The sequence below is a fragment of the Bradyrhizobium sp. NBAIM14 genome (assembly GCF_020193895.1).
GTDB classification, from domain to species: Bacteria; Pseudomonadota; Alphaproteobacteria; order Rhizobiales; family Xanthobacteraceae; genus Bradyrhizobium; species Bradyrhizobium yuanmingense.
In genome coordinates this window covers 25,324-49,022 of the sequence record NZ_JADYVQ010000001.1, presented here as the reverse complement: position 1 = coordinate 49,022, position 23,699 = coordinate 25,324, and the positions used below count along the sequence as shown (strand labels likewise).

Annotated in this window: 21 protein-coding genes; 12 read left to right on the top strand and 9 right to left on the bottom strand. The window is 65.3% G+C overall.

Annotated features, from left to right (window positions below; translation table 11 throughout):
* Positions 1-210 precede the first annotated feature (210 nt).
* Positions 211-1,314: a glycosyltransferase family 4 protein gene (locus tag I6F28_RS00235; RefSeq protein WP_225139448.1), complete on the bottom strand. Its 1,104-nt coding sequence runs from the start codon at positions 1,312-1,314 to the stop codon at positions 211-213.
* A 181-nt stretch (positions 1,315-1,495) separates the two neighbouring features.
* Between I6F28_RS00235 and I6F28_RS00230 the strand changes: the two genes are divergently transcribed.
* Positions 1,496-2,383, top strand: coding sequence for an aldose 1-epimerase family protein (locus I6F28_RS00230; RefSeq protein WP_225128131.1), 888 nt, complete (start codon positions 1,496-1,498; stop codon positions 2,381-2,383).
* Positions 2,384-2,445: 62 nt separating this feature from the next.
* Here I6F28_RS00230 and I6F28_RS00225 read toward each other — a convergent pair whose 3' ends face one another.
* A complete protein-coding gene (locus I6F28_RS00225; RefSeq protein WP_225138977.1) occupies positions 2,446-3,294 on the bottom strand; it encodes an MBL fold metallo-hydrolase in 849 nt (282 codons plus the stop codon).
* Between the two features lie 247 nt (positions 3,295-3,541).
* Between I6F28_RS00225 and I6F28_RS00220 the strand changes: the two genes are divergently transcribed.
* Positions 3,542-4,345: a response regulator transcription factor gene (locus I6F28_RS00220; RefSeq protein WP_036024738.1), complete on the top strand. Its 804-nt coding sequence runs from the start codon at positions 3,542-3,544 to the stop codon at positions 4,343-4,345.
* 68 nt (positions 4,346-4,413) lie between these two features.
* Here I6F28_RS00220 and I6F28_RS00215 read toward each other — a convergent pair whose 3' ends face one another.
* Positions 4,414-5,184, bottom strand: a complete 771-nt coding sequence (locus I6F28_RS00215; protein ID WP_074448115.1) for a transglycosylase SLT domain-containing protein — start codon at positions 5,182-5,184, stop codon at positions 4,414-4,416.
* 52 nt (positions 5,185-5,236) lie between these two features.
* Positions 5,237-6,373, bottom strand: coding sequence for an alpha/beta hydrolase family protein (locus I6F28_RS00210; RefSeq protein WP_225138976.1), 1,137 nt, complete (start codon positions 6,371-6,373; stop codon positions 5,237-5,239).
* Positions 6,374-6,537: 164 nt separating this feature from the next.
* Between I6F28_RS00210 and pgm the strand changes: the two genes are divergently transcribed.
* From pgm to I6F28_RS00190, 4 genes are all read left to right on the top strand, one after another.
* A complete protein-coding gene (pgm, locus tag I6F28_RS00205) occupies positions 6,538-8,184 on the top strand; it encodes a phosphoglucomutase (alpha-D-glucose-1,6-bisphosphate-dependent) (protein ID WP_225138975.1) in 1,647 nt (548 codons plus the stop codon).
* A 187-nt stretch (positions 8,185-8,371) separates the two neighbouring features.
* Entirely contained in the window at positions 8,372-9,421 is a 1,050-nt protein-coding gene (locus I6F28_RS00200; RefSeq protein ID WP_036013919.1) for an aromatic ring-hydroxylating dioxygenase subunit alpha, read from the top strand.
* Between the two features lie 3 nt (positions 9,422-9,424).
* The gene (locus I6F28_RS00195) at positions 9,425-10,177 is read left to right on the top strand and encodes a GntR family transcriptional regulator (protein WP_225138974.1); all 753 of its coding nucleotides are present in this window, start codon (positions 9,425-9,427) and stop codon (positions 10,175-10,177) included.
* 11 nt (positions 10,178-10,188) lie between these two features.
* On the top strand, positions 10,189-11,169 hold the full coding sequence (locus I6F28_RS00190; protein ID WP_225138973.1) for a PDR/VanB family oxidoreductase: 981 nt from the start codon (positions 10,189-10,191) through the stop codon (positions 11,167-11,169).
* 232 nt (positions 11,170-11,401) lie between these two features.
* Here the strand turns inward: I6F28_RS00190 and I6F28_RS00185 are convergent, their stop codons facing one another.
* The 3 genes from I6F28_RS00185 to I6F28_RS00175 all read right to left on the bottom strand — a co-directional run bounded on the left by I6F28_RS00185 (position 11,402) and on the right by I6F28_RS00175 (position 15,028).
* Positions 11,402-13,363, bottom strand: a complete 1,962-nt coding sequence (locus I6F28_RS00185) for a putative bifunctional diguanylate cyclase/phosphodiesterase (RefSeq protein WP_225138972.1) — start codon at positions 13,361-13,363, stop codon at positions 11,402-11,404.
* Positions 13,364-13,534: 171 nt separating this feature from the next.
* Positions 13,535-14,395 carry a DMT family transporter gene (locus I6F28_RS00180; RefSeq protein ID WP_225138971.1) on the bottom strand — a complete coding sequence of 287 codons (861 nt, stop codon included), beginning with the start codon at positions 14,393-14,395 and terminating at the stop codon, positions 13,535-13,537.
* A 72-nt stretch (positions 14,396-14,467) separates the two neighbouring features.
* Positions 14,468-15,028 (bottom strand): TetR/AcrR family transcriptional regulator, encoded by a 561-nt coding sequence (locus tag I6F28_RS00175; RefSeq protein ID WP_478209821.1) that lies wholly within the window; start codon positions 15,026-15,028, stop codon positions 14,468-14,470.
* Positions 15,029-15,231: 203 nt separating this feature from the next.
* On the opposite strand from I6F28_RS00175, the gene I6F28_RS00170 reads away from it, so the two are divergent.
* Positions 15,232-16,242: a hypothetical protein gene (locus tag I6F28_RS00170; protein ID WP_225112432.1), complete on the top strand. Its 1,011-nt coding sequence runs from the start codon at positions 15,232-15,234 to the stop codon at positions 16,240-16,242.
* A gap of 11 nt (positions 16,243-16,253) precedes the next feature.
* Here I6F28_RS00170 and I6F28_RS00165 read toward each other — a convergent pair whose 3' ends face one another.
* Entirely contained in the window at positions 16,254-16,619 is a 366-nt protein-coding gene (locus I6F28_RS00165; protein ID WP_036013913.1) for a nuclear transport factor 2 family protein, read from the bottom strand.
* 101 nt (positions 16,620-16,720) lie between these two features.
* On the opposite strand from I6F28_RS00165, the gene I6F28_RS00160 reads away from it, so the two are divergent.
* Genes I6F28_RS00160 through hemC form a run of 3 tightly spaced genes read left to right on the top strand, consistent with a single transcriptional unit; the run spans position 16,721 to position 19,996 of the window.
* Positions 16,721-17,311, top strand: a complete 591-nt coding sequence (locus I6F28_RS00160) for a TetR/AcrR family transcriptional regulator (RefSeq protein ID WP_036024750.1) — start codon at positions 16,721-16,723, stop codon at positions 17,309-17,311.
* 53 nt (positions 17,312-17,364) lie between these two features.
* Entirely contained in the window at positions 17,365-18,990 is a 1,626-nt protein-coding gene (locus I6F28_RS00155) for a GMC family oxidoreductase (protein WP_036035330.1), read from the top strand.
* Between the two features lie 25 nt (positions 18,991-19,015).
* Complete coding sequence (gene hemC, locus I6F28_RS00150; RefSeq protein ID WP_225112434.1) at positions 19,016-19,996, top strand: hydroxymethylbilane synthase; 981 nt, start codon at positions 19,016-19,018, stop codon at positions 19,994-19,996.
* Between the two features lie 264 nt (positions 19,997-20,260).
* On the opposite strand, the gene hemE is transcribed toward hemC, so the two are convergent.
* Positions 20,261-21,295, bottom strand: a complete 1,035-nt coding sequence (gene hemE / locus I6F28_RS00145; RefSeq protein ID WP_225136286.1) for a uroporphyrinogen decarboxylase — start codon at positions 21,293-21,295, stop codon at positions 20,261-20,263.
* Between the two features lie 106 nt (positions 21,296-21,401).
* Between hemE and I6F28_RS00140 the strand changes: the two genes are divergently transcribed.
* Positions 21,402-21,617 (top strand): hypothetical protein, encoded by a 216-nt coding sequence (locus I6F28_RS00140; protein WP_036013926.1) that lies wholly within the window; start codon positions 21,402-21,404, stop codon positions 21,615-21,617.
* Positions 21,618-21,791: 174 nt separating this feature from the next.
* Positions 21,792-23,693, top strand: coding sequence for a diguanylate cyclase (locus tag I6F28_RS00135; protein ID WP_036013907.1), 1,902 nt, complete (start codon positions 21,792-21,794; stop codon positions 23,691-23,693).
* Positions 23,694-23,699 lie beyond the last annotated feature (6 nt).

Sequence of the window (23,699 nt, the reverse complement as noted above, 5' to 3'; positions counted from 1 at the left end):
TGTATCCCTGTTCTGTGTTCGCTAGTGCGAAACACAGTTCCTCGAATACGTAGCGATATTGGGGCAGCGATGTGGTCATGTTGCGCCAAGGCGCTCGCGCTTGCGATCATCGCAAGAACGAAGAAGAGTCATGGAACCAGGCAAAGAGCTGCGAGTTGCAAACTGTTTGTGCAAAAACCGTTGCGCGCGATAGGCGAACCGTGCCGCGTTTCACGCAGCGCTGGCGACGTTCGCCGGCGCTGCGAGGTGATCGAGCAACGCCTTCGCCGATTTCTTCCACGAATAGAATGCAAGGCGATCCTGTTGCCGCCGGCGTTCCTGGTCAGAGATCGCGCCGATTGCCAGTCTTTCGAGCATGAGCTGCTTCAGCGCCTCGAAATCCGTGGCGTCAAAATACGCAGCCGCGTCGCCGCACGTCTCCACGACGGCGTCGGCCCTCGAGGCGATGACCGGGCAGCCGAAGATCATGGCTTCGAGCGGCGGCACGCCGAACCCCTCGTAGAGCGAGGGAAACACGAAGGCCGATGCGTGCGCATAGAGCGCGGCAATCTCGCTGTCGGTCAGACGGCCGGCCAGCACCAGGCCGGAAGCCCCTTCGCCCGAATTATCCTGAAAGACCTTGCTGTTGTCGCCGCCGACGATGACCAGGGGAACGTCTGCCCGGTCGAGCAGCTGGATGGCGCGGATCGCGACGGACAGGTTCTTGTTCTTGGTTTTCGAGCCCACGAAGAGGAAGAACTTCTGCGGCTGAACGCCAAGTCGGGCCAGGATGCCGGGATCGGGCTGCGTGGCTGCAAAGTGCTCGGCGCTGTTGGGGAAGACGGGAATGCGCGATGCCGAGAGATTCAGCACGTCCGCAAGCTCCTTGCGGGAAAAACCCGACACCGTTGCGATGCTTGCGTGCCGCGCGAGCATCCGCCCCATCGTGCGATGGACGGTCAGATAGCGCCAGTTGAAGAAGTCGGGCCTGCGAAAGACCTGGGCGTCATGAATCACGACGATGTGGTCGCGATGGAGGACGGGCCCGGAATTGGCCAGGCTGATCAAGCGGCCTCCGGCGGCAGCGCGGGCGAGATCGATTTGATCCCACGCGTGCCCATGCAGCCGGCCGACAGCGCGAATCTTGATCCGGTCGAGATCAAGTTCCTCGCTTGCATCCGCGGGCTTCAACAATTGCCAGTCTGCGTTGCGCAGCGAGGCCGGAATCTGCTCCGACGCGAGCAGCACGTCGATCGCCTTGACCATTTCAGCGGCATAACGCTGCACGCCCGTGAGCTTTTGCGACAGAAAGCGGCCGTTGATGAAGAATTTCAATTGGGGACCACGATGGTTCATGGAGTTCCGGCCGGGTTCGCGGGGAGCTCGCGGTGGAGGAGCCGCACGTGAGCAATCGTTAGGTACAGAAATATGACGCAGCCGGGCATGGCTCGGAGGCGCGGCCTGCATGGCCCGGCGTCGCCTTGCTGCCTGCCAGGCCGGGGTGTAGAGGTCGGCCATGACCGATGACACCCACTCCTTCCGCTGCGGCTCGCTCACCGCGACCGTCAAGGCGCACGGCGCCGAGCTCTGCTCGCTGAAGGGCGGCGGCACCGAATTCCTTTGGCAGGCGGGGCCGGAATGGCCGCGTCACGCGCCGCTGCTGTTTCCGATCGTCGGGCGCCTTGCCAACGACGAATTGCGGCATCAGGGCAGGACGTATCGGATGACGCAGCACGGCTTCGCCCGCGACAGCCGCTTCGTGTGGGCAGAACGCGGCGAGAGCCGCTGCACCCTGGTGCTCGATGATAATGAGACGACGCGCGCGCTCTATCCGTTCCCGTTCCGGCTGACGGCGGCCTATGCGATCGATGAGTCCGGCCTCGATCTGACGCTCACGATCGCCAACACCGGCAAGGAGACGTTGCCGGCCTCGCTCGGCGGTCATCCCGCCTTCAATTGGCCGCTGCAGCTCGGCGCGGCGAAGGAGAGCCATGCGCTGACTTTCGCGAGCGCCGAACCGTCTCCGGTCCGCCGTCTCGAAGGTGGATTGCTGCGGCCGGCAGCGGAGCCGAGCCCGGTCAAAGGCACCTCGCTTCCCTTGTCGGACTCCCTGTTCGTCGACGACGCCATCATCTTCGACCGCATCGAGAGCACTTCGGTCCGCTATGCCGCGGCGGGAGGTGCATCGACCGGGCCATGGCTGAAAATGTCCTGGCGCGGATTTCGCGAGCTCGGCGTCTGGTCGAAACCGTCAGGCGCGCCGTTCCTCTGTATCGAGCCCTGGCGCGGCTACGCAAGTCCCGCCGGCTTCCATGGCGAGTTCGCCGACAAGCCGGGACTGATGCACATCGCGCCGGGCGCTGAGGAAGAATTATCCTACCGGATCGAGGTCGGATCGTCCTGACGCCGAACGGCTTCCGCACGCATGATTTGTTGCGGCGCGCGTGCTTCGATCTTCGATCATCCTCAGACCTCGATGCGCGTGAGATCCTCGCCGAGCATGACCGGTCCTGCATAGTCCCGCCTGACGTCATCAAGCAATGCGTTCAGCATGGCATCGTCGGTGCGCGGACGGTGATGGGTCAGCGCGAGCTTCTTGACGCCGGCTCTGGCCGCGATCTTCCCGACCGTGTCGCCGCAGGCGATCGTGTATTTCGCAAGCCGGCGCAAATGCTCGTTGTTGATCTCCGGCGTGGCGAGGAAGCAGCACTGCACCAGCAGGTCGGCTCCCTCGGCCAGCCGCTCGAGCCCGGGGCAGGGGACGGTGTCGCCGGAAATAGCAATGACCTTGCCTTCCGCTTCGAAGCGATAGCCGAGACAGATCCAGCGCGCCAGAAAGGCCGGCGGCATGTCGAGGCCATCGCCATGCGAGACCAGTTCGGCACTGATCTTCCAGCGACCGGTGTCGAGCACGGGGCCTGGAATGATGTCCGTTGCGGCGACCGGCTTCCAGCCGCCGAAGCTCGGCTCGCCCTGGTCCCGCCAGATGATGTCCTTGTCGTAGACCTGCGTGATGAGCGTGTTGACGAGCCGCTCAGTGTCCGGCGGCCCATAGATGCGCAACTCATCCTTGCGCCCGTGCATCCACGAATTCAACATCACATCGTAGAGATCGCCGATGTGGTCGAAATGGTGATGGGTGAGGAAGACCGTGTTGATGGCGCCGAGCGGCACGCCGGCCTTGTGAAGCTGCACCATGACGCCACGGCCGGCGTCGAACAGGATGTTCTCCTCGCCAAGCCTGATCAGCGTGGTCGTCGCCATGCGGCGCGGGTCCGGGCGCGGGCCGCCGGTGCCGAGCAGTATGACCTCCATGCGCCACCTCCGAGTGCAGGCTTTTGGAGGCACAGTAGATGCGAAGCTCACAGGGGAGCAAGCCGCAGAGCGCCGCCCGAAGTACGATCTGCTTTTCCGAAAATCGGGAGACTGCCGGCGCGACGGTGCGCAAAATGAGAATTGTGGGCCAATTCATACTTAATGTGCCAAGAGCATGACCAATATTGTTTGCGCATCACAACGCGCCTAGTATCGCGGCAGGCAATTTCGGGGGCTCGAACAGGCTGTGAATGCCCGTTCACATGACGGCGCGTTGCGCGGCGACTTGAATCTGCAGGTCGGGACGCAGGCACATGGGACCGCCAGGACGGCGGTAGCTTCCGCTCGTCCGCCCGGCCGCGAGCGGCTGATCGTCGTCGAGGACGATCCGGTGACGCGGACCATGCTGGTCGACTATTTCAGCGACAACAATTTCGACGTGGTCGGCGCCGGCACCTGCACGGAGTGCCGTCAGGCGCTGCGCGCGCGCACCGATCTCGTCTTCCTCGACGTGCAACTGCCTGACGGGGACGGCTTCGAGCTCGCCAAGGAGATCCAGGCCACCAGCAACGCGGGCATCATCTTCGTGACGCGGCGCGACACCGACGTCGACCGCATCCTCGGCCTCGAGGTCGCCGGCGACCATTACGTCACCAAGCCGATCAACCTGCGCGATCTGCTCGCGCGTGCGCGCAGCGTGCTGCGGCGTCGCTCGATCGACCGCAAGGCGGCGCGCAACCACAATTCGATCGCGTTCGGCGACTGGATCATCGACCTGACCCGGCGCGAATTGCTCGGCAACGACGGCAAGCCGGTGGCGCTGACGCGCGCCGAATTCGACCTGCTGGCGGCGCTCGTCGGCGCCGACGGCAGGCCGCTCAGCCGCGACTATCTGATCGAGGTGGTCAGCAACCGCCAGGCCGAAGTCGACATCCGCACCGTCGATGCGCTGGTGGCGCGGCTGCGCCGCAAGCTCGTCGGCAGCGGCACGCCCGTGATCGCGACCGTCACCGGCGTCGGCTACAAGCTCGCGCTCAGCGAGCGGCTGTAGCGCAAGATCCGGAAAAGCGTGCAGCGGTTTTCCGGCAAGATCATGCTCAGACAATAGCAACATCGCCGTCAGCGCGATGCGACGCGCTTCCAACGTGCTTCGATGCGCGCCTTGATCCGGCTGACCCTGGCCTCATGGGCCGCCCAATAGGCGCGGCTGGCGGCCGCGGTGCCTTGACGATAGCGGGCATAGACCGCCTTCGGCTGCACCGGCATCTTCGGGCGGCTCGCCGGTTTCACGGGCGCCGCAGCCGCAACCGCAACGGCAGCTGCAACCGTGGACGCCGGATCCGGAGCAGCCGCAGCTTCGCGCTCTCCCGGCATCGCGCTCATCGCGACAAGCCGGTTGCGGGCCCGGTTGCAATAGACCTGCGACCGCGCGCTCATCTCCACTTCGCCATGACCCGCCCGGTATTTCATCAGCGCGCGGCAGAGGTCCCCGCCCGAAAGCCGCCAGGCTTGGCTGAGATAGAGCACCCCGTAATGGATGTTGACGTCGGGTTCGGCCAGCTCCGCGCTGCTGCCGCGGAAGCCCAGCATCGCCGCGGTCTCGGGGCGCACCTGCATCAGGCCGATTTCGCCCGCGCTGCCGATGACCGCCGGGTTGTAGCCGCTTTCGACGAAGACGACCGCCTCGGCGATATCGGCCGGCAGATTGGTGCTCTTGGTTTCCCTCTCGATGATCTTCCGGATCGTGGTCCGCGACGACGGCGTTTCCCCGGCGCCGAGCTCGCTGCTGCCGTCAGCCGCATGTGCGCCGATCGGAGCCGACACGAGCAGGACGACCGCGACGTGCCTCCACGTCGCGCCGAGAATGAAGCGCGCCCAATCCCGCAGCATGGGCTTGTCATAGAGCGCCGGAGTTAACAAACCGGCCTCAGGCGTGTGTGCGTCACGGTCGCGCGCGGGCGCTCTGGTCGGTGGATCTGGCCTGCGACGGCTCCTCCAGCTGGTCATCGACCGCATAGAGCGTGCAGCTGGGCGACCATTTCATGCAGGCTGCCAGCGAGTCGCGCCGGGCCTCCTCAGTCGTCGCCCGTCCGGCGCGCCAGCCGTAGCCGCCGTTCGGCGACACCGCAAAGGCCTTGTGCGGCAGCAGGCTGGCGAGATAGCGCGCGAACTCGGCCCGCGCGGCCTCGTTGAGCTGGCGTGGCGGCGGCAGCGGATCGGGCAGGCTCAGGAGGTCATGGCCGAGCCCGCGCTCGCGCAGGAAGGCGTCGAGATACGGTGTCCATTGCGGCCGGCCCGCGACCGAATAGAGATAATGCCCGTCTTCGCCGTAAGCCGGCGCCGCGACGAACCTCGCATTGCCGCCGCCCGCGCGAAATCCGTCATGGAGCCGGCGCGCGAAGTCGGGACCGAAATAGGAATCGTTGCTGGCATAGACCCACAGCATGGGCACGTGCGAGGTCTTGCCGAAGGTGGCGAAGGCCTGCACCAGCCCATCCGGATTGCAGACATCGTCGTCGTTGCGCGAGCCGCGGCCGCCGGCAAAATTGATTGCGGCGACGAGGCCCGCCGGCGCCTGTGCGCTCAGCGCCACCGTTGCAAGGCCGCCTGCGGAATGGCCGGCCGCGATCATGCCCGATGTCGTCACGTCGCCCCGGTGCGCCATCGCATCGATCGCGGCGCGCAGATCGGCAACCGCGACGGCGGCCGCCGGCAGGTACGCGGCCTTTGCGCAACCGCCGACGCTGTCGACGCGCCCGCCCGGCGAGGTGCCGTAGCCGCGCCGCATCACCACCAGCGCCGCAAAGCCGCGCCGGGCGTATTCCAGCGCGATGCCATAATATTTGTGCGCCGACATGGTCGCGCGGTCCTCGAACTTGCGCGGCGAGCCATGGCTGAGCAGCGCCAGCGGATAGCGCTTGGTCCCGACTGGTCGGACCAGAAAGGCCTCCAGCCCCTGCGGTCCGGCCTCCGCCATCGGGATGCGCAGGTCCTCGGTGTAGAACTCCGCGGCGCGCGCCGGTGCACCGGCCAGGATGAGGCCGGCGATCAGCACGAGCAGCTTGCGCGATGGGATCATCAGACGATTCGAAAGGGCGGTGCTGCCGAGCATAGCACGAAGGCCGCTCATGGGGACTGCAGCGCCTCCAAGGAACGCCTTCCCTGTCGCGCGTGTTGTGCCCTTGGCGGGGGCTTGGCCGATGCTATGGTGTCCCGCACTCACGACAGGACGAGGGTATTCCAGTGGCTGATGTTCATCCCGCGGCGGGCAAGCAGGCCTCGCCGGACGCGCTCACCAATATTCCGCGGCTGGTGACGGCCTATTTCGCCGGCAAGCCGGATGCGTCCGATCCGGCACAGCGCGTGGCGTTCGGCACGTCGGGCCATCGCGGCACCTCGTTCAAGAACACCTTCAACGAAGGCCACATCCTCGCGACCACGCAGGCGATTTGTGATTACCGCAAGGAGAAGGGCCTGACCGGCCCGCTCTTCATCGGCATCGATACCCATGCGCTGGCCGAGCCGGCGTTGGTCAGCGCCATCGAGGTGTTCGCAGCCAACGGCGTCGAGGTCATGATCGACAAGGATGGCGGCTACACGCCGACGCCCGTCATCTCGCATGCGATCCTCACCTATAACAAGGGCCGCACCTCTGGTCTTGCTGACGGCGTCGTCATCACGCCGTCACACAATCCCCCCGAGGACGGCGGCTACAAGTACAATCCGCCTCATGGCGGCCCGGCCGATACGGACGTGACCGCTGCCGTCGAGAAGTGCGCCAACGCCTATCTCGCAGGCGAGCTCGAGGACGTGAAGCGCATCGACTATTCGAGGGCGCGCAAGGCCGCGAATGTCCACGCCTACGACTTCATCACGCCTTACGTCGCCGATCTCGGCAATGTCGTCGATCTCGACCTCGTCAAATCCGCCGGCGTCAAGATCGGCATCGATCCGCTCGGCGGCGCCGCCGTGCATTACTGGCATCCGATCATCGAGCGCTATGGCCTCAATGCCAATGTCGTGAACGAGGCGATCGACCCGACCTTCCGTTTCATGACGGTGGACTGGGACGGCAAGATCCGCATGGACTGCTCCTCGCCCTACGCGATGGCGAGCCTGATCGGCATGCGCGACCGCTTCGACGTCGCCTTTGCCAACGACACCGACGCCGACCGTCACGGCATCGTCACGCGCACCGGCGGGTTGATGAATCCGAACCATTACCTGGCGACCGCGATCTCCTACCTGTTCGCGCACCGTCCGGACTGGGGCAAGGATGCGGCGATCGGCAAGACCGTGGTGTCGAGCTCGATCATCGACCGCGTCGCCAAAAAGCTCGGCCGCAAGCTGGTGGAGACGCCGGTCGGCTTCAAATGGTTCGTCGACGGCCTCGTCACCGGCGGCTTCGGCTTCGGCGGCGAGGAGAGTGCAGGGGCCTCGTTCCTGCGCCGCGACGGCGCGGTGTGGACCACCGACAAGGACGGCGTCATCCTCGGCCTGCTCGCTGCCGAGATCATGGCCAAGACCGGCCGCGATCCCAGCCAGATCTTCAATGATCTCACCGCCGAATTCGGCATGCCGCATTACGCGCGCATCGACGTTGCCGCCACCGGGCCGCAGAAGAACATCCTGAAGTCCCTCACGCCGGAGCAGCTCGGCCTCAAGGACCTCGCTGGCGATCCGGTTCGTGCGACGCTGAGCAAGGCGCCCGGCAACAGCCAGCCCTTCGGCGGCATCAAGGTCGAAACCGATTTCGGCTGGTTCGCCGCGCGGCCGTCCGGCACCGAGGACGTCTACAAGATCTACGCCGAAAGCTTCCGCAGCCCCGAGCACCTGAAACGGATCCAGGAGGAAGCCCAGGCGGGCCTAGCCAAGGTGTTCGCGGCGTAAGAGAGGTCGCCGCTGTCTTACCCTCCCCAGGGGAGGGTAAGCGGAGCCGGAGCCGGACGCGGTCATTCCCCCGTTATGTATACAATCACGAGGATAAAGGTATTAAGGTAGAGCTTATTCCATCTTGAACAATTCCATCCCTCAGCTATTGTATACATAACGTATTCATAAGCCGTGGGAGTGAGACATGACAAAACCCTTCCCCATGAACGCCTGGTACGCCGCGGCGTGGGACGCCGACGTCAAGGCGGCGCTGCTGCCGCGGACCATCTGCGGCAAGCATGTCGTGATGTATCGCAAGGCCGACGGCACGGTGACCGCGCTGGAGGACGCCTGCTGGCATCGCCTGGTGCCGCTGTCCAAGGGCCGGCTCGAAGGCGACACCGTCGTCTGCGGCTATCATGGCCTGAAATACAACGCGCAGGGCCGCTGCACCTTCATGCCCTCGCAGGAGACCATCAACCCCTCGGCCTGCGTGCGCGCCTATCCCGTGGTCGAGCGTCACCGCTACGTCTGGCTCTGGATGGGCGATCCCGCACTCGCCGATCCCGCGCTCGTCCCCGACATGCACTGGAATCACGACCCGGCCTGGGCCGGCGACGGCAAGACCATCCACGTCAATTGCGACTACCGCCTCGTGCTCGACAATCTCATGGATCTCACCCACGAGACCTTCGTGCACGGCTCCTCCATCGGCAATGATGCCGTCGCCGAGGCGCCGTTCGACGTCACCCATGGCGAGAAGACGGTGACGGTGACGCGCTGGATGCGGGGCATCGAGCCGCCGCCGTTCTGGGCCAAGCAGCTCGGCAAGCCCGGCCTCGTCGACCGCTGGCAGATCATCCGCTTCGAGGCGCCGTGCACCATCGCGATCGACGTCGGCGTCGCGCCGACGGGCACCGGTGCGCCGGAAGGCGACCGCTCGCAGGGCGTCAACGGCTTCGTGCTCAACACCATCACGCCGGAGACCGAGAAGACCTGTCATTACTTCTGGTCCTTCGTCCGCAATTATCGGATCAGTGAGCAGCGCCTCACCACCGAGATCCGCGAGGGCGTCTCCGGCATCTTCCGCGAGGACGAGCTGATCCTCGAAGCGCAGCAGCGCGCGATGGACGAAAACCCCGATCGCATCTTCTACAACCTCAACATCGACGCCGGCGCGATGTGGTCGCGCAAGCTGATCGATCGGATGGTGGCGAAGGAAAACGCCCCAAAGCACCTTCAGGCCGCGGAGTAGAACATGGCCGAGCGTGAGGTCGACCGCTCCATCTCGCAGACCGTGAAGGCGCAGCTCGCGCTGCGCGACCAGATCCTGTCGGGCGCCTTGCGGCCGGGCGAGCGCATCTCCGAGCTGCAGGCGGTGGAGACCACAGGCGCCTCGCGCACGCCGGTGCGCATGGCGCTGGTGCGGCTGGAGGAGGAGGGGCTGTTGGAGGCGATCCCCTCCGGCGGCTTCATGGTGAAGGCGTTTTCCGAGCGCGACATCTCCGATTCCATCGAGCTGCGCGGCACGCTGGAAGGCCTGGCGGCGCGCTTTGCCGCCGAGCGCGGCGTCTCTGCGCGCGAGCTCGAGCCGCTGAAGGAGTGCCTTGCTGCGATCGACGAGCTGCTGCGGCAGGTCCCGATCTCGGTCGATGCTTTCTCGGCCTACGTCGCGCTGAATGCGCGCTTCCACGCCCAGCTCACGGAGCTGTCGCGCAGCCCGCCGCTGATCCGGCAGATCGACCGCGCCTCGGCGCTGCCGTTTGCCTCGCCGAGCGGCTTCGTGATGGCGCAATCGGCGTTGCCGGAGGCGCAGCAGATCCTGATCATCGCCCAGGAGCACCATCGCGTCGTGATCGACGCCATCGAGAACCGCGAAGGCGCGCGCGCCGAGGCCGTCATGCGCGAGCATGCCCGGCTGGCGGTGCGAAACCTGCGGCTCGCGCTGCGCAACCGCACCCATCTCGACCTCTTGCCGGCGCTCGCGCTGATCAAGACCGCAACCGATTGAGGGCAGTCACCATGCGCTTCATCGAGACCTGGACCCCGGCAACGCTCGTCGCCACCCGCGATCTCACCCCGAACGTCCGCGAATTCCTGATCAAGCCGGATCAGTTCGAGGCCGCGGCCTATCCGGTCGGCAGCCACATCAATGTCAGCGTCACCATCGACGGCCTGCCGGAGACGCGGTCCTATTCGCTGGTTGGCGAGGCCTCGTCGCACGGCCTCCGAATTGCTGTGCGCCGCGCGGAGGATTCCCGTGGCGGCTCCCGCTACATGTGGTCCTTGCAGCCGGGCGCGCGGCTCGACATCACCCAGCCCGCCTCGCTGCTCGCGGTGGACTGGACTCGCGAGAATTATTGCCTGATTGCCGGCGGCATCGGCATCACCCCGATCCTCGGCGCCGCGCAGGCGCTGGCGCGGCGCGGGGCGGATGTCACGCTGCATTATGCCGTACGCTCGCGCCGCGAGGCCGCCTATCTCGACGATCTCGCCGCGATGCTTGGCGATCGCCTCGTCGTTCATGCCAGCGAGGAAGGCAGCCGGCTCGATATGGACGCGCTGTTCGCCTCATTGCCGCAAGGCACGCTAGCGCTGTTCTGCGGCCCGATGCGCATGCTCGACGCCGCACGCCATGCCTGGATCGGCGCCGGCCATCCGCTCCCCGATCTTCGCTACGAGACGTTCGGCTCCAGCGGCACGCTGCCCACCGAAACGTTCAGGGTGCGCCTGAAAGACTCCGGTGTCGAGCTCGAGATCCCGCGCGAGCGCTCGATGCTCGACGTGCTCAATGCCAGCGGCTTTGAGGTGATATCCGATTGCAAGCGCGGCGAATGCGGCCTCTGTGCCATCGACGTGGTCAATGTCGACGGCGAGATCGACCATCGCGACGTCTTCTTCAGCGACCACGAGAAGAAGAGCAACCACAAGATCTGCACCTGCGTCTCCCGCGCCCGCGGCACGATCACGGTGGATACGTTGCTGCGCGCGGATGCGGTTTGAAGGAGGCCGGAGCGGGACTCTCCTAGGAGCAAGTAGACGGCGCCGCGGGCTCCACCTCTCCCGCTTGCGGGAGAGGTCGCGCCGAAGGCGCGGGTGAGGGTTCTCTCCTCTGGGGGAATCCCTGTAGCCCGGATGGAGCGGAGCGAAATCCGGGGCGGTGTTGCTCCGGCGCACACTCGTCCCGGATTGCGCTCCGCTCCATCCGGGCTACGAAGGACCAATCGGTAGAGCCCTACGCCGCGTAAATCGCCCGGTACTTCTTCGTCTCCAGCAGCGCCATCACCCCGTCCGCGGCCACCGGCCGGCTGATCAGATAGCCCTGCACCTCGTCGCAAGTGATCTGCCTGAGATATTCGAGCTGGTCGGCGCTCTCGACCCCCTCCGCCACGACGCCGATCCGCAAATCGCGCGCAAGCGAGATCACCGATTTCACGATGGCCGCGCAGTCCGGCTGCACCAGCATGTCGCGGATGAAGGACTGGTCGATCTTGATGCGGCTGAACGGCAGTTTGCGCAGGTAGGTCAGCGAGGAGAAGCCGGTGCCAAAATCGTCGAGCGCGAGGGTGACGCCGAGCTCCAGCAGCGCGTTCAGGACCGTCGCGGCCGGACCGTACTTCGCCAGCAGCATCGATTCCGTGATCTCGATCTCGAGCCGATGCGGGGCGATCCTGGCGTCGGCGAGCGCCTGCACGATGGTCTGGAGGATGGCCGTGTTGTGAAATTGCGCGGCCGAGAAATTCACGGCAACCCTGATGTCTTCGGGCCAGTCCGCCAGCGTCGCGCAGGCGCGGCGGATGACCCATTCGCCGATCTCGTGGATCAGCCCGGTCTCCTCGGCGACTGGTATGAATTCACTCGGCGGCACCAGCCCCCGCGAAGGATGCTGCCAGCGCAATAGCGCCTCGAAGCCGGTGATCCGGTTGGTGCCGAGATCGAGGAACGGCTGGAACACCAGGAACAGCTCGTTGCGCGCAATCGCGCCTGCGAGGTCCGCTTGCAGCGCCTTGCGCTCGCGGGAGGACCTGTCGTCGGCCTGTTCGAAGAAGCAGACCTTGCCCGGCCCCGCCTTCTTGGCGCGGTAGAGCGCGGCGTCGGCATTCTTCATGAGGTCGAGCGGTGTGTTGCCGTCGCGTGGCGCCAGCACGATGCCGACGCTCGTCGCGCCGACGATCTGGCGACCCTCGATCTGGAACGGCTCGCTGAAGGCCGCGACGAAGCGTTCGGCGATCTCGAGCGCATCCTCGGGCCGTGTCAGATTGGCCATCACCAGCGCGAACTCGTCGCCGCCGATCCGCGCGACGTGCTCGGCGGCGCGCGTGCAGCGTTGCAGGCGGCTGGCGACCTGGACCAGGAATTCGTCGCCGGCGGGATGGCCGAACTGGTCGTTGACCTCCTTGAAGCGGTCGAGATCGAGCAGGAGCACCGCGAATTCCTCGCCCGATAGCGCCAGCCGCTTGAGCGCGGCATCGAGCGTTTCGTTGAAGGCGACGCGGTTGGGCAGGTGGGTCAGGGGATCGAGCCGCACCGTGCGCTCGGCCTCGATCTGCCGCATCATGCGCCGGGCGAACGAGAACGAATTGACGAACACGCCGCGCAAAAGGACGCTGCCGTAGACCACGACGAGAAAGGCGATGAGGAGAAAGGCGAGATCGCCGTTCTGGCCGAGGCAGATGGCGATGCCGAGGAAGATCGGCGCCGTGAAGGCGATCGCCGCGATCGGAATGGTGGCGAAGGCGAGCGCGCCGCCGGCCAGCATGCCCGCGCACAGGCAGGTAATGACGAGCTGGCCGCCGCTGGAAGCGTCGGCGAAGAAGGCGACCGGGACGATGCCCCAGGCGGCGCCGAGGATGAAGGCGTTGCGCACCAGCCGGTACATCGCGCGACGCGAGACGAATTGCGGCTTGGTGATGCGGCGCGCGACGTGGGATTGCAGGCCAAATCCGATCGCGGCGGCGGCGACAGCCGCCGCCCAGATCAGGGCGGGCATCCTGTCCGGCGACTGCCACAGCGCGATGGCGAGCACGATGGCGTTGCAGGCATTGGCCAGCATGATGCCGACCGAATAGCCGAGCACCAGCGACATCTGCTCGGCGCGGATATGCCCGGCCACGGCCTCGTCCGTTGCGGGGCCGCCAAAGGCCGACAGATCGCCGGCGAACAGCCGGGCGACATAGCTGGTCGTTTGAGTCCGCATTCAATAGCCTAGCAGCACGGGCCGTTCTTTTCGGCTCGATCCGGAGAATTCGCCGTAAACCTTTGACGAACTATGAATTATCCCCGCTTGCCGCGCCGGCCGCGACCACTACTGCGTGCTCTTCACGCAGTATCGATAACAAATCGATACAAATGCCCGACAGGCCGGACATCAAACGGGGCGGGGGCGCGGTCTCAGCTGGGTGATGGCGACCCCGGAGATCGCGAGCAGTCCGCCGACGATCAGCTTGGGCGTAAGCCGGTCGCCGAGAAACAGTACGCTCGAAAGCAAGGCAAACACCGGAAGTAGCAGACCGAAGGGCGCGACGCGCACCATCGAGCAACGGGCGATCAGCCAGAACCAGAGGCCAAACCCGACAATTCCCCCGGCGAAGATCGTGTAGGCGAGCGCCAGCCAGCCAAGTTCGCCCGCCGTCACAAGGCTCGCCGCTTGTCCATGTTCAAGGAGCAGCGACATCAACATGACCTGCGGTACCGTGAGCAGCGAGGACCACCCCATCAACATCAAGGGATCGAAGGGGCCATAACGCTTCGTCAAGACGTTGGACACCGCGAAGGCGAAAGCTGCTCCGACTACAAGCAGCAGCGGAAGCGGGTTGGCGGACTGGTCAGGCTCCGCTGCCAACACGGTCACGCCGACGAAAGCAAGCATCACTCCGGCGCAGGTGGCGAGTGACGGTCTCTCCGCGAGCAGCGGCCATGCGAGCAGGACGGTGAAGGGCGTGGCGAGTTGGTATGCGACGGCCGACATGCTTCCCGAGCCGAGCCCAAGGCCAACGTAGAACAGCCCGAAATTCAGTCCACCAAGGAAGAGCGAAATGGCTGCGACAGGGCCGAGCTGTTGACGCGTGGGCCTGTCCACGAACGGAACAAGCAGCAGCGCAATGGCCAGAAAGCGCAGTGCGAGGAAGAAGAGCGGTGGAAACTCCGCAACGCCCACTTTGATGGCCACGAACTGATAACCCCAGATCAGGGGAACGGCGATCGCGCAGACGATCTGGATGGCAGACATGGCGGATGTCCTTTTTAAAGACCGATCAGTCCAAATATGGGCCCACCATCAGCGGAGGCGTCACGGGGTTGCTTACCTGACGAAACGACCGATGAGAGCGTCGACGGCCGCTTGCGATGTGGTCCGTGCCGGTGCCGTCTTGCCGACCACGCGCAGGCCTTCAACGAAACAGACGAGAACCCGGGCGGCCGTTGCGGGCTCAACACCATCGGCCAACCTGCCCGCCGCTTTCGCGCGGGACAGTGCATCGGTCACTTTGGCCTCCATCGCCTTGAAGAAGCCCGCAACGCGTCGACCGACGTCGGCATCCCCGCCAGCCAATTCCATGGCCGTGGCCACCAGGAGGCATCCACGCCGACCGTTGCTCCCGCTGGTGCGCTCGACGTAACCGGCGAGGTAGGCCTGCAGACCCTCGACCGGATCGTGTCGGGGGTCGAATTCGACATCCATCCGCGCCAAGGCATCCGCAATGTAACGATCGAGCGCCCGCAAGAACAGCGAATGCTTGTCACCGAAAGCGGCGTAGAGGCTGCCCCGCGACAGCCTGGTCGCGCGCAGGAGATCGGGCAGCGCCGTGGCGTGATAGCCGCGCGACCAGAACACATCCATCGCGCGTTCGACGGCGGCGTCCACGTCGAAACTTCGCGGCCGGCCACGGGGCATCGGCGTTGCAGTATTTTGCCTCATGCCGATATATAGACCGATCAGTCATTAAATGACAAGCCCAAGCTCCGGGGATCATCAGCCTCCTATCCGGACCTCAACACCGGAATCTGCGCTGATGTTTTCTTCTCGTCAGCGGATCGAGACGCCCCCTCGATCGCGTGATACGTTTCGTGGACCGGCAGGTCACCGTGCGCCGCGTCGGCACCGGATGCGTTCGAAATTCCGAGGGCCTGTCCATGAGCGAGCCTTCAGCCGATGTGTCGGCAACGGTCGAATACACGATGGACAAATGGCGGATGGACCGGGTCCCCTGGGCCCTGTGGGCTTGCGTCGCCGGCCTTGCGATCGCGGTTCACGCCGAGAGCCGTGGCCAGAATGGAGCCGTTTTGGCCCTCGTCTATCTGGCTCTGCTGGCTCTGGCGTTCGCAGGCTATGCACTGACGAGCCTGATCGGGCGGTCCGGCCTGCCATTGCTTCTCGAATTATTTATCGGCCTCCTGGTCCTGATCATCGTCTCTGCCCTCATCGGTGGGATCAGCCTGATGGTCAGCGGGTCGACCGGCGGCTCCAGCTATGTCGGCACGATGCGCAGTCACTATTGGACTCATCTCGTGAACCCATCGCTGAACGTTTTCGGCTGGATGTTGCTCTATCTGGGTTTCGGATGGATCGCGTTTTCAGCTTACCGGCACTTCTACGCGGATCGGGCGGTCGTCTCCATGTCTTCCGCGGGCATCCACTTTCACAGGCCATGGCTCAAGGGTCTCTTCATTCCCTGGCAGGAGGTGCGCGGGGTGGGCCATCTGGTCGTTCCCGGCATCTCGGGGGTGCCGTATGTCAGTCCATACGCTGCGGCCGTCACGGTCGGTCAAAACTTCTATGAGCAGCATATCGCCCCGAAGCTGGGCTTCCTCGCGCCACCCGGGGCCGAGGCCATGTTCCAGCCGAAAGGCGAAACGATGCAGGTGGTGCTGAGCAGCGCCGACATGGCGGTCAAGCCGGAAGATTTTCTCAGGCCTGCCGAGGCGCGGTGGAAGACATTTCGGGATCAACCGGCATCGCCGCCCCAACGCGGCGGCACCGTCTTCTACGGACGCTGGTCGATCGATGGCTCTCGGTGGCAGGCCGTTCAGTTTCTTGCGCCTCTCGTCGGTCTGGCCGTGGTCATGCTGTACCGATAGGGTAATCCCGCTCAGCGTCCGAGCTGCTTCGGATCGTAGAAGAAGCGCTCCTCGATGATCTCATTGCCTCGCCAGGTCTGCCACGCGATCTCCTCCAGCGTCCGCGTCGCGCCCTCGGCGTCGGTGAAGGAGAACTTCCAGCGGCTGGCGACGACGTCGCCATCGATCAGGCTCGGGCCGAGGCGCACGGCAGTGACCTCCTTGAACGCGGCCAGCACGCCGCGCTCCTTATCCGCGAGCTTGTCGCGCCCGACCACCGGCGCGGCGAGATTCTCATAGGTCGCGGTATCAGCGGTGTAGTAGTCGAGGATCGCGCCGACGAAGTCGCCATCCTCCAGCCGCTTCGCAAAGGCTTCGACGATCTCACGGCTCGGCATGGCGACCTCACAATTTAAAACCGACTGATAGTCGGTAATTACCGACCGATAGTCGAAAAGTCAACTGGCCGGCTCTCGCGAATTCGACTAGACGAGAGCTTATGGCCAAACAGGCGGAGCGGCGGGCGGCGACATCGGAGGCGATCCTGACGGCGGCGCGGCGCCTGTTCGGGACGCAAGGCTTTGCCGCGACCACTATGGACGACATTGCCGAAGGCGCTTCGGTGGCCAAAGGCGCGGTCTATCATCACTTCAAGACCAAGGAGGCGGTGTTTGAGGCTGTGTTCGACCAGGTGTCGCGCGACCTCGTTGCCGAGATCGACCGCACGGCACGCGCCGAGAAGGACGTGCTCGCCGCCATGGTCGCCGGCACCCAGCATTACTTTGCCGCGACCGCGAAGGGGCCGACCGGCCAGATCATTCTGCGTGACGGCCCCGCCGTGCTCGGCTGGGAGCGCTGGCGCGAGATCGACGCGCAGCACTTTGGCGGCAAGATGCCGCGTGCGCTCTCCGCCGCGATGGAGGCCGGCCTGATCGCGCGGCAGCCGGTCGAGCCGCTGGCGCGGCTGCTGCTCGGCGCGGTGACGGAGGCCGCGGTCGCCTGCGCCGGCCGCGCCGATATCGCCAAGGCCGGCGCGGAATATGCCCGTGCGTTCAAGTCGCTGGTCGAGGCGCTGCGCGTCAAGGCCTGAGTGTGCTACTCACAAACTCGAAACGCCCGCTCTAACAAGAAGAACAGTAGCGCATGAACGCAACTTCCTCTCTCGCACCCACCGATCCCGAATTCGACTACATCATCGTCGGCGCCGGCTCCGCCGGCTGCGTGCTCGCCAACAGGCTCTCGGCGAACGGCAAGCACAGCGTGCTTCTACTCGAGGCCGGCCCGAAGGATTCCAACATCTGGATCCACGTCCCGCTCGGCTACGGCAAGCTGTTCAAGGAGAAGAGCGTCAACTGGATGTACCAGACCGAGCCGGAGCCGGAGCTGAAGGGTCGCCAGGTGTTCCAGCCGCGCGGCAAGACGCTGGGCGGATCGAGCTCGATCAACGGCCTGCTCTATGTCCGCGGCCAGCACGAGGACTACGACCGCTGGCGCCAGCTCGGCAACACCGGCTGGGGCTATGACGACGTGCTGCCCTATTTCAAGAAGGCCGAGAACCAGTCGCGCGGCGCCGACCAGTATCACGGCACGGGCGGGCCGCTGCCGGTGTCCAACATGATCGTGACCGATCCGCTGTCGAAGGCCTTCATCGACGCTGCCGTCGAGAGCGGTCTGCCCTACAATCCTGATTTCAACGGCGCGACCCAAGAAGGGGTCGGCCTGTTTCAGACCACGACGCGCAACGGCCGGCGCGCCTCGACGTCGGTGGCCTATCTCGGGCCCGCGAAGGCGCGCAGCAATCTGAAGATCGAGACCTCCGCCCACGCTCAGCGCATCCTGTTCGAAGGGCGCCGAGCCGCAGGCGTCGAATACCGGCAAGGCGCCACCTTGCGCCGCGCCCGCGCGCGGCGGGAAGTCGTCGTGTCGAGCGGCGCCTACAACTCGCCGCAGCTGCTTCAGCTCTCCGGCGTCGGGCCCGGCGATCTCCTGCGCAAGCATGGCATCGAGGTGGTGCTCGATGCTGCCGGCGTGGGGCATGATCTGCAGGATCACATGCAGGTCCGCATCGTCATGCGCTGCTCGCAGAAGATCACGCTCAACGACACCATCAATCATCCGCTTCGCCGCACCATGGCCGGCGCACGCTATGCGCTGTTTCGCAAGGGATGGCTGACGATCGCAGCCGGCACGGCGGGCGCCTTCTTCAAGACCAGTCCGCGCCTCGCCTCGCCCGACATCCAGGTTCATTTCCTGCCGTTCTCGACCGACAAGATGGGCGAGAAGCTGCACGATTTCTCCGGCTTCACCGCTTCGGTTTGCCAGCTCCGTCCTGAAAGTCGCGGTTCCCTCCGCATCAAGAGTGCCGACCCGGCCGTGCCGCCGGAAATCCGCATCAACTACATGTCGACCGAGACCGATCGCACCACCAACGTCGAGGGCATCAAGATCTTGCGCAAGATCCTGAACGCTCCGGCGCTGAAACCGTTCGTGGTCAGCGAGTACGACCCCGGCGCGAAAGTATCTTCGGATGCCGAGATCCTGGATTACTGCCGCGAACGCGGCAGCACCATCTATCATCCGACCTCGACCTGTCGTATGGGCAATGACGCGCTCGCGGTGGTCGATCAGCGGCTGAAGGTGAGGGGACTCGAAGCCTTGCGTGTCGTCGACGGCTCGGTCATGCCCGATCTGGTGTCAGGGAACACCAATGCGCCGATCATCATGATCGCCGAAAAGGCCTCCGACATGATATTGGAGGATGCGCGTTAGTTTCGCGCTTTGAAAGGATTTGGACTTGGCTACGCGACTGAAGATCGGCACACGCAAGAGCGCCATGGCGCTGGCACAGACGGAAGAGATTGCGCGCCGCCTGACCGCCGCGGTGCCCGGTCTCGACGTCGAGATCGTCAAATTCGATACCACGGGCGATCTCGACCAGACCAGCAAGCTGCTGCCGCATGGCGGCAAAGGCGGCGCCTTCGTGGCGCAGATCCGTGCCGCCGTGCTGTCGGGTGAGCTCCAGGCGGCGATGCATTCGTTAAAGGACATGCCTGGTAACGAGGACACGCCCGGCCTCGTCATCGGTGCCACGCTGTCGCGCGATCCGCCTGGTGATGCGCTGGTGCTGCGCGAGGGTGTGACGCTGGAGGCGCTGCGGCAGTCCCGCGGCAAGGGTTTCAAGATCGGCACCAACGCGGTGCGCCGTGCAGCCTATGCGCGGCGGCTGTTCCCTGATGTCGAGGTGATTCACTTCCGCGGCGCCGCCGACACGCGTGTGCGCAAGCTCGACAATGGCGAGAAACAGCGCCTGCCGGATGGCGGCGCTGTGGGGCCCGCGGATGCGCTGATCATGGCGCGCTCGGGCCTCGATCGCGTCGGCCTGTCCCATCGCATCGCCTACGAATTCACAGCAGTGGAGATGTTGCCCGCGGCAGGGCAGGGCATCGTCGCGGTCGAATGCGCCGCGCAGGATTGGCAGACGCGACAGATCCTGTCGTCGATCGACGACGCCGCTGCGCACGCCTCCGCCGACGCCGAGCGCGAGGTGCTGTGGGTGCTCAACGGCCACTGCAATTCACCGGTAGCGGGCTTCTCGACCATCACGGGCGATCGGATGTCGCTCACCGCCTCGGTGCTCGATCTCTCCGGCAACACCATCATCGAAGCCTCGCATACGGGGCCGGCCAACCGTCCGCGCGAGCTCGGCCGCGCGGTGGGATTGGACCTGCTGACGAAGGGTGCGGCGGAGATCATCGAGCGCAGCCGGCCGCGGTAAGCATGCCGAAATCACGATCTCTGATGATGTCATTTTGCACCTGTTTTGCCCGACAAGTCAAAACGCACGGGCGAGTCATGCCCGCCTAATATTTTCAACGACTTGCCTACTGTGCATGGGGTTGTTTTTCGCACTTTTTGCAAGACCCGATCACAACGGCTCGTCATGCCCGGGCTTGTCCCGGGCATCCACGTTCTTCGCGTCGCATGGCAAGGCGTGCATGGCCGGGACAAGCCCGGCCATGACGACGTGGATAGACGGCCCTCACCCCCGCACGCGCCGGATCATCTGCTCGACATGGGCGATCGGCGTCTCCGGCTGGATGCCGTGGCCGAGGTTGAAGATCAGCCGCCCGGCAGCAAAATTGGCCAGCACGTTGTCGACCGCGCCATCGAGCGCGGCGCCGCCCGTGATCAGCACCAGTGGATCGAGGTTGCCCTGCACCGCGACCTTGCTCTGCACCCGCTCGCGGATGAAGGCGGGCTCCGCGGTCCAGTCGATGCTGACGGCATTGACGCCGGTCGCTTCGACATAGCCGGGCAGTTGCGCTCCCGCGCCGCGCGGGAAGCCGATGATCTTCGCGTCCGGCACCTTGGCCCTTACGCCCTCGACGATGCGCCGCGTCGGCTCGACCGACCAGCGCGCGAACTCGGTCGGCGGCAGCACGCCGGCCCAGGTGTCGAAGATCTGCAACGCGTCGGCCCCGGCGTCGAGCTGTGCCAGCAGATACTGAATAGAGTTCTCGACCAGGACGTCGATGATCTGCGAAAAAGCTTCCGGATGCCGGTACGCCATCATCCGGGCCGGCGCCTGGTCCGGCGTGCCGTGGCCTGCGACCATGTAGGTCGCCACCGTCCACGGTGCGCCGCAGAAGCCGATCAGCGCGGTCCTGGGATCGAGCGCGCCGCGCACGATCTTCAACGCGTCGAACACCGGCTCGAGCTTGCCGAAATCGGCGCGCGGCGCCAGCGTCGCCACCTTGGCCGGATCGTCCAGCGGCTCGAGCCGCGGGCCCTCGCCGACCTCGAACCGCACCGAACGTCCGAGCGCATAGGGGATCACCAGGATGTCGGAAAAGATGATCGCCGCATCGAAACCGAACCTTCGGATCGGCTGCAGCGTCACCTCGGCGGCAAGCTCCGGGTTGAAGCAGAGGTCGAGGAAGCCGCCCGCCTTGGCGCGCACCTCGCGATATTCCGGCAGGTAGCGCCCGGCCTGGCGCATCATCCACATGGGCGGGACAGCTTGGTGCTGGCCGGAGAGGACGTCGATGAAGGGTTTCGTCGAAGACTGGGGCACGAATGGTCCTGAAGCAGGTTGTGCTTCCTGATACACCGCCGCGGCCCGCAGCGGAACAGGGGAACCTGGATGATCGGGCCGCGTTGACCAGCCAATGGAGGAGATCATGGCTGAGACATTCAATCCCGCGCCGCACGACAAGCACGCCGAAGACCTGCGCGAGGCGCTCGCTGCCGATCGGCAGTCCAAGCTCGACGACGGGCTGAGGGACACGTTCCCAGCGTCCGATCCCGTGAGCGTGGCGCAGCCGACGCCCTCGAAGGCCGACGCCGATGCCGAGCATCCTTCGCTCTGGGCCAAGGTCAAGGCCATCTTCAGCTAGCGGCGGCGGGCGCCGGATTCCGATCGGCCCGCTAATATCTTGTTAGCGATGCACCGATCGCCGCGTCCGTAAGACTACTGGAAAGGGCGGAAACCGCCGCGTAGTCCGGTAGCGATTTCAGAATTAAATAACAGAAGCGGCAGAGGTTTCCGAACGATCGGAGAACCCTGCCACATGAGCGCTACCCAACGAGCCGGATGGAGCCGCCTGCCGCTGCGCGCGGCGGCCTTCGTGGCGCTGACCTGCGCGACGATCCTCGGCGTCAGCGGTTGGCGTGAATGGACGGCACGCGATGCGGTGCTCAAGGCCGCCGAGATGGAGATGGCGAACGTGGCCCGTTCGCTGACCCAGCATGCCGAAGACAGCCTCGATCTCCTGGATTCCGGTGTCGTCGGCGTGGTCAGCCGGTTGGAGATGGACGGCACCGCACCGGTCACGATCGCGAAGCTGCGTACCTTGCTGGATGTGCGCAAGAAGGCGATCGCGCGCATTCACAGCCTCGCCATCATCGACGATCAGGGCAACTGGCTGACCTCACCCGGTACGATCGGCACGACCTTCAGCGACGATGCCTTCTTCCGACATCACCAGCTCTCGCCGAAGCGCGAGGCCCATGTCGGCCGTCCCGTGAAGAGCCTGCTGGACGGCGAATGGGTCGTCACCCTGTCACGCCGCTTCAGCAAGCAGGACGGCAGCTTCGGCGGCGTGGTGCTCGCGACCATCAGCTCGAACTATCTGTCGCACTTCTACAAGCAGTTCGAGATCGGCCGCAACAGCTCCGTGTCACTGGCGCATGGCGACGGACTGATCGTCGCGCGCAATCCCAGCAACGAGACATTCGTCGGGCGCAGCGTCGCCGACAAGCCGTTGTTCCGCGAGCCGAGCCTGCAACGGCCGAGCGGCGCCCATCATTTCACCTCGTCGCTGGACGGTGTCGAACGCGTCAGCTTCTTCAATCGCAGCGGTCGGTTCCCGCTCCTCCTGCTCGCCACCGTCGACAAGGACGAGCTGCTCGCGCCGTGGCGCGCGGCGGCGATCTCCCGCATGCTCTACGTGTTCGCGCTGGTGATGCTGATCGCAGTCATCGGCGGCGTGCTGGTGCGGCAGTTGCAGCGCGGCCAGCGCATGGCTGTCGCGCTGACCGAGACGGAGGCGCATTTCCGCCTGCTCGCCGAAGGCTCCAGCGACATGGTGACGCGGATCGGCCTCGATGAGCGACTGCGTTATGTCTCGCCCTCGTCGGTCCGCATCGTCGGCTGGCGTCCCAATCAACTGATCGGCACGCCGGCTCTTGCGGGTATCAATCCGGAGGACCTGCCGGAAGTCCAGGCGATCGTCGACGCGATGAAGCGCGGTGAGAAGGAGGAGGCGCGTCTCACCTACCGCAACTCGCATCGGCAGAACGGCGAGATCTGGCTCGAATCGACCATGCGGGTGACGCGCAAGGACAATGGCCAGGTCGATGGCGTGGTCGCGATCTCCCGCGACATCACCGAGCACAAGAGGCTGGAAACCAGGCTCGAGACGCTGGCGATCGAGGACAGCCTCACCGGCCTTGCCAATCGCCGCCGCTTCGACGAGCGCCTAAAGGAGGAATGGGCGCGTGCCTATCGCGACCGCTCCAGCCTTGCTTTGCTGATGATCGATGTCGACCACTTCAAGGCCTACAACGACGAATATGGCCATCCCGCGGGCGATGCCTGCCTGCGCCTGATCGCCAAGATCATCGCGGCCGAAGCGCAGCGCGCCGGCGATCTGGCGGCGCGTTACGGCGGTGAGGAATTCGCCATGCTGCTGCCGAACATCGATGCCGCCGGCTGCGCCCGGATCGGCGAACGGATCCGCAACGCCATTCACGAGGCCGGCCTCGCGCATGGCAGCAATGAGGCGGCTGGATGCGTCACCGCTTCGCTTGGCGGCGCAGCCTGCCGGCCGGCGTTCGAACGAACCGCGGGGGTCGCTGCGCTGGTCGAAGCTGCCGACCGGGCGCTCTATGCCGCCAAGGCCGCAGGCCGCAACCGCCTGGTAATGTCCGGCGAGGTCATGGATCTGCTGCCCAAGGCGTCCGGCCAGTAACACCGT

Coding starts and splice junctions, on each gene's coding strand:
- I6F28_RS00230 (WP_225128131.1), top strand. CDS start 1,496: ATGACCGATGACACCCACTCCTTCCGCTGCGGCTCGCTCACCGCGACC.
- I6F28_RS00225 (WP_225138977.1), bottom strand. CDS start 3,294: ATGGAGGTCATACTGCTCGGCACCGGCGGCCCGCGCCCGGACCCGCGC.
- I6F28_RS00215 (WP_074448115.1), bottom strand. CDS start 5,184: ATGCTGCGGGATTGGGCGCGCTTCATTCTCGGCGCGACGTGGAGGCAC.
- I6F28_RS00210 (WP_225138976.1), bottom strand. CDS start 6,373: ATGATCCCATCGCGCAAGCTGCTCGTGCTGATCGCCGGCCTCATCCTG.
- I6F28_RS00200 (WP_036013919.1), top strand. CDS start 8,372: ATGACAAAACCCTTCCCCATGAACGCCTGGTACGCCGCGGCGTGGGAC.
- I6F28_RS00195 (WP_225138974.1), top strand. CDS start 9,425: ATGGCCGAGCGTGAGGTCGACCGCTCCATCTCGCAGACCGTGAAGGCG.
- I6F28_RS00190 (WP_225138973.1), top strand. CDS start 10,189: ATGCGCTTCATCGAGACCTGGACCCCGGCAACGCTCGTCGCCACCCGC.
- I6F28_RS00185 (WP_225138972.1), bottom strand. CDS start 13,363: ATGCGGACTCAAACGACCAGCTATGTCGCCCGGCTGTTCGCCGGCGAT.
- I6F28_RS00180 (WP_225138971.1), bottom strand. CDS start 14,395: ATGTCTGCCATCCAGATCGTCTGCGCGATCGCCGTTCCCCTGATCTGG.
- I6F28_RS00165 (WP_036013913.1), bottom strand. CDS start 16,619: ATGCCGAGCCGTGAGATCGTCGAAGCCTTTGCGAAGCGGCTGGAGGAT.
- I6F28_RS00160 (WP_036024750.1), top strand. CDS start 16,721: ATGGCCAAACAGGCGGAGCGGCGGGCGGCGACATCGGAGGCGATCCTG.
- I6F28_RS00155 (WP_036035330.1), top strand. CDS start 17,365: ATGAACGCAACTTCCTCTCTCGCACCCACCGATCCCGAATTCGACTAC.
- I6F28_RS00140 (WP_036013926.1), top strand. CDS start 21,402: ATGGCTGAGACATTCAATCCCGCGCCGCACGACAAGCACGCCGAAGAC.
- I6F28_RS00135 (WP_036013907.1), top strand. CDS start 21,792: ATGAGCGCTACCCAACGAGCCGGATGGAGCCGCCTGCCGCTGCGCGCG.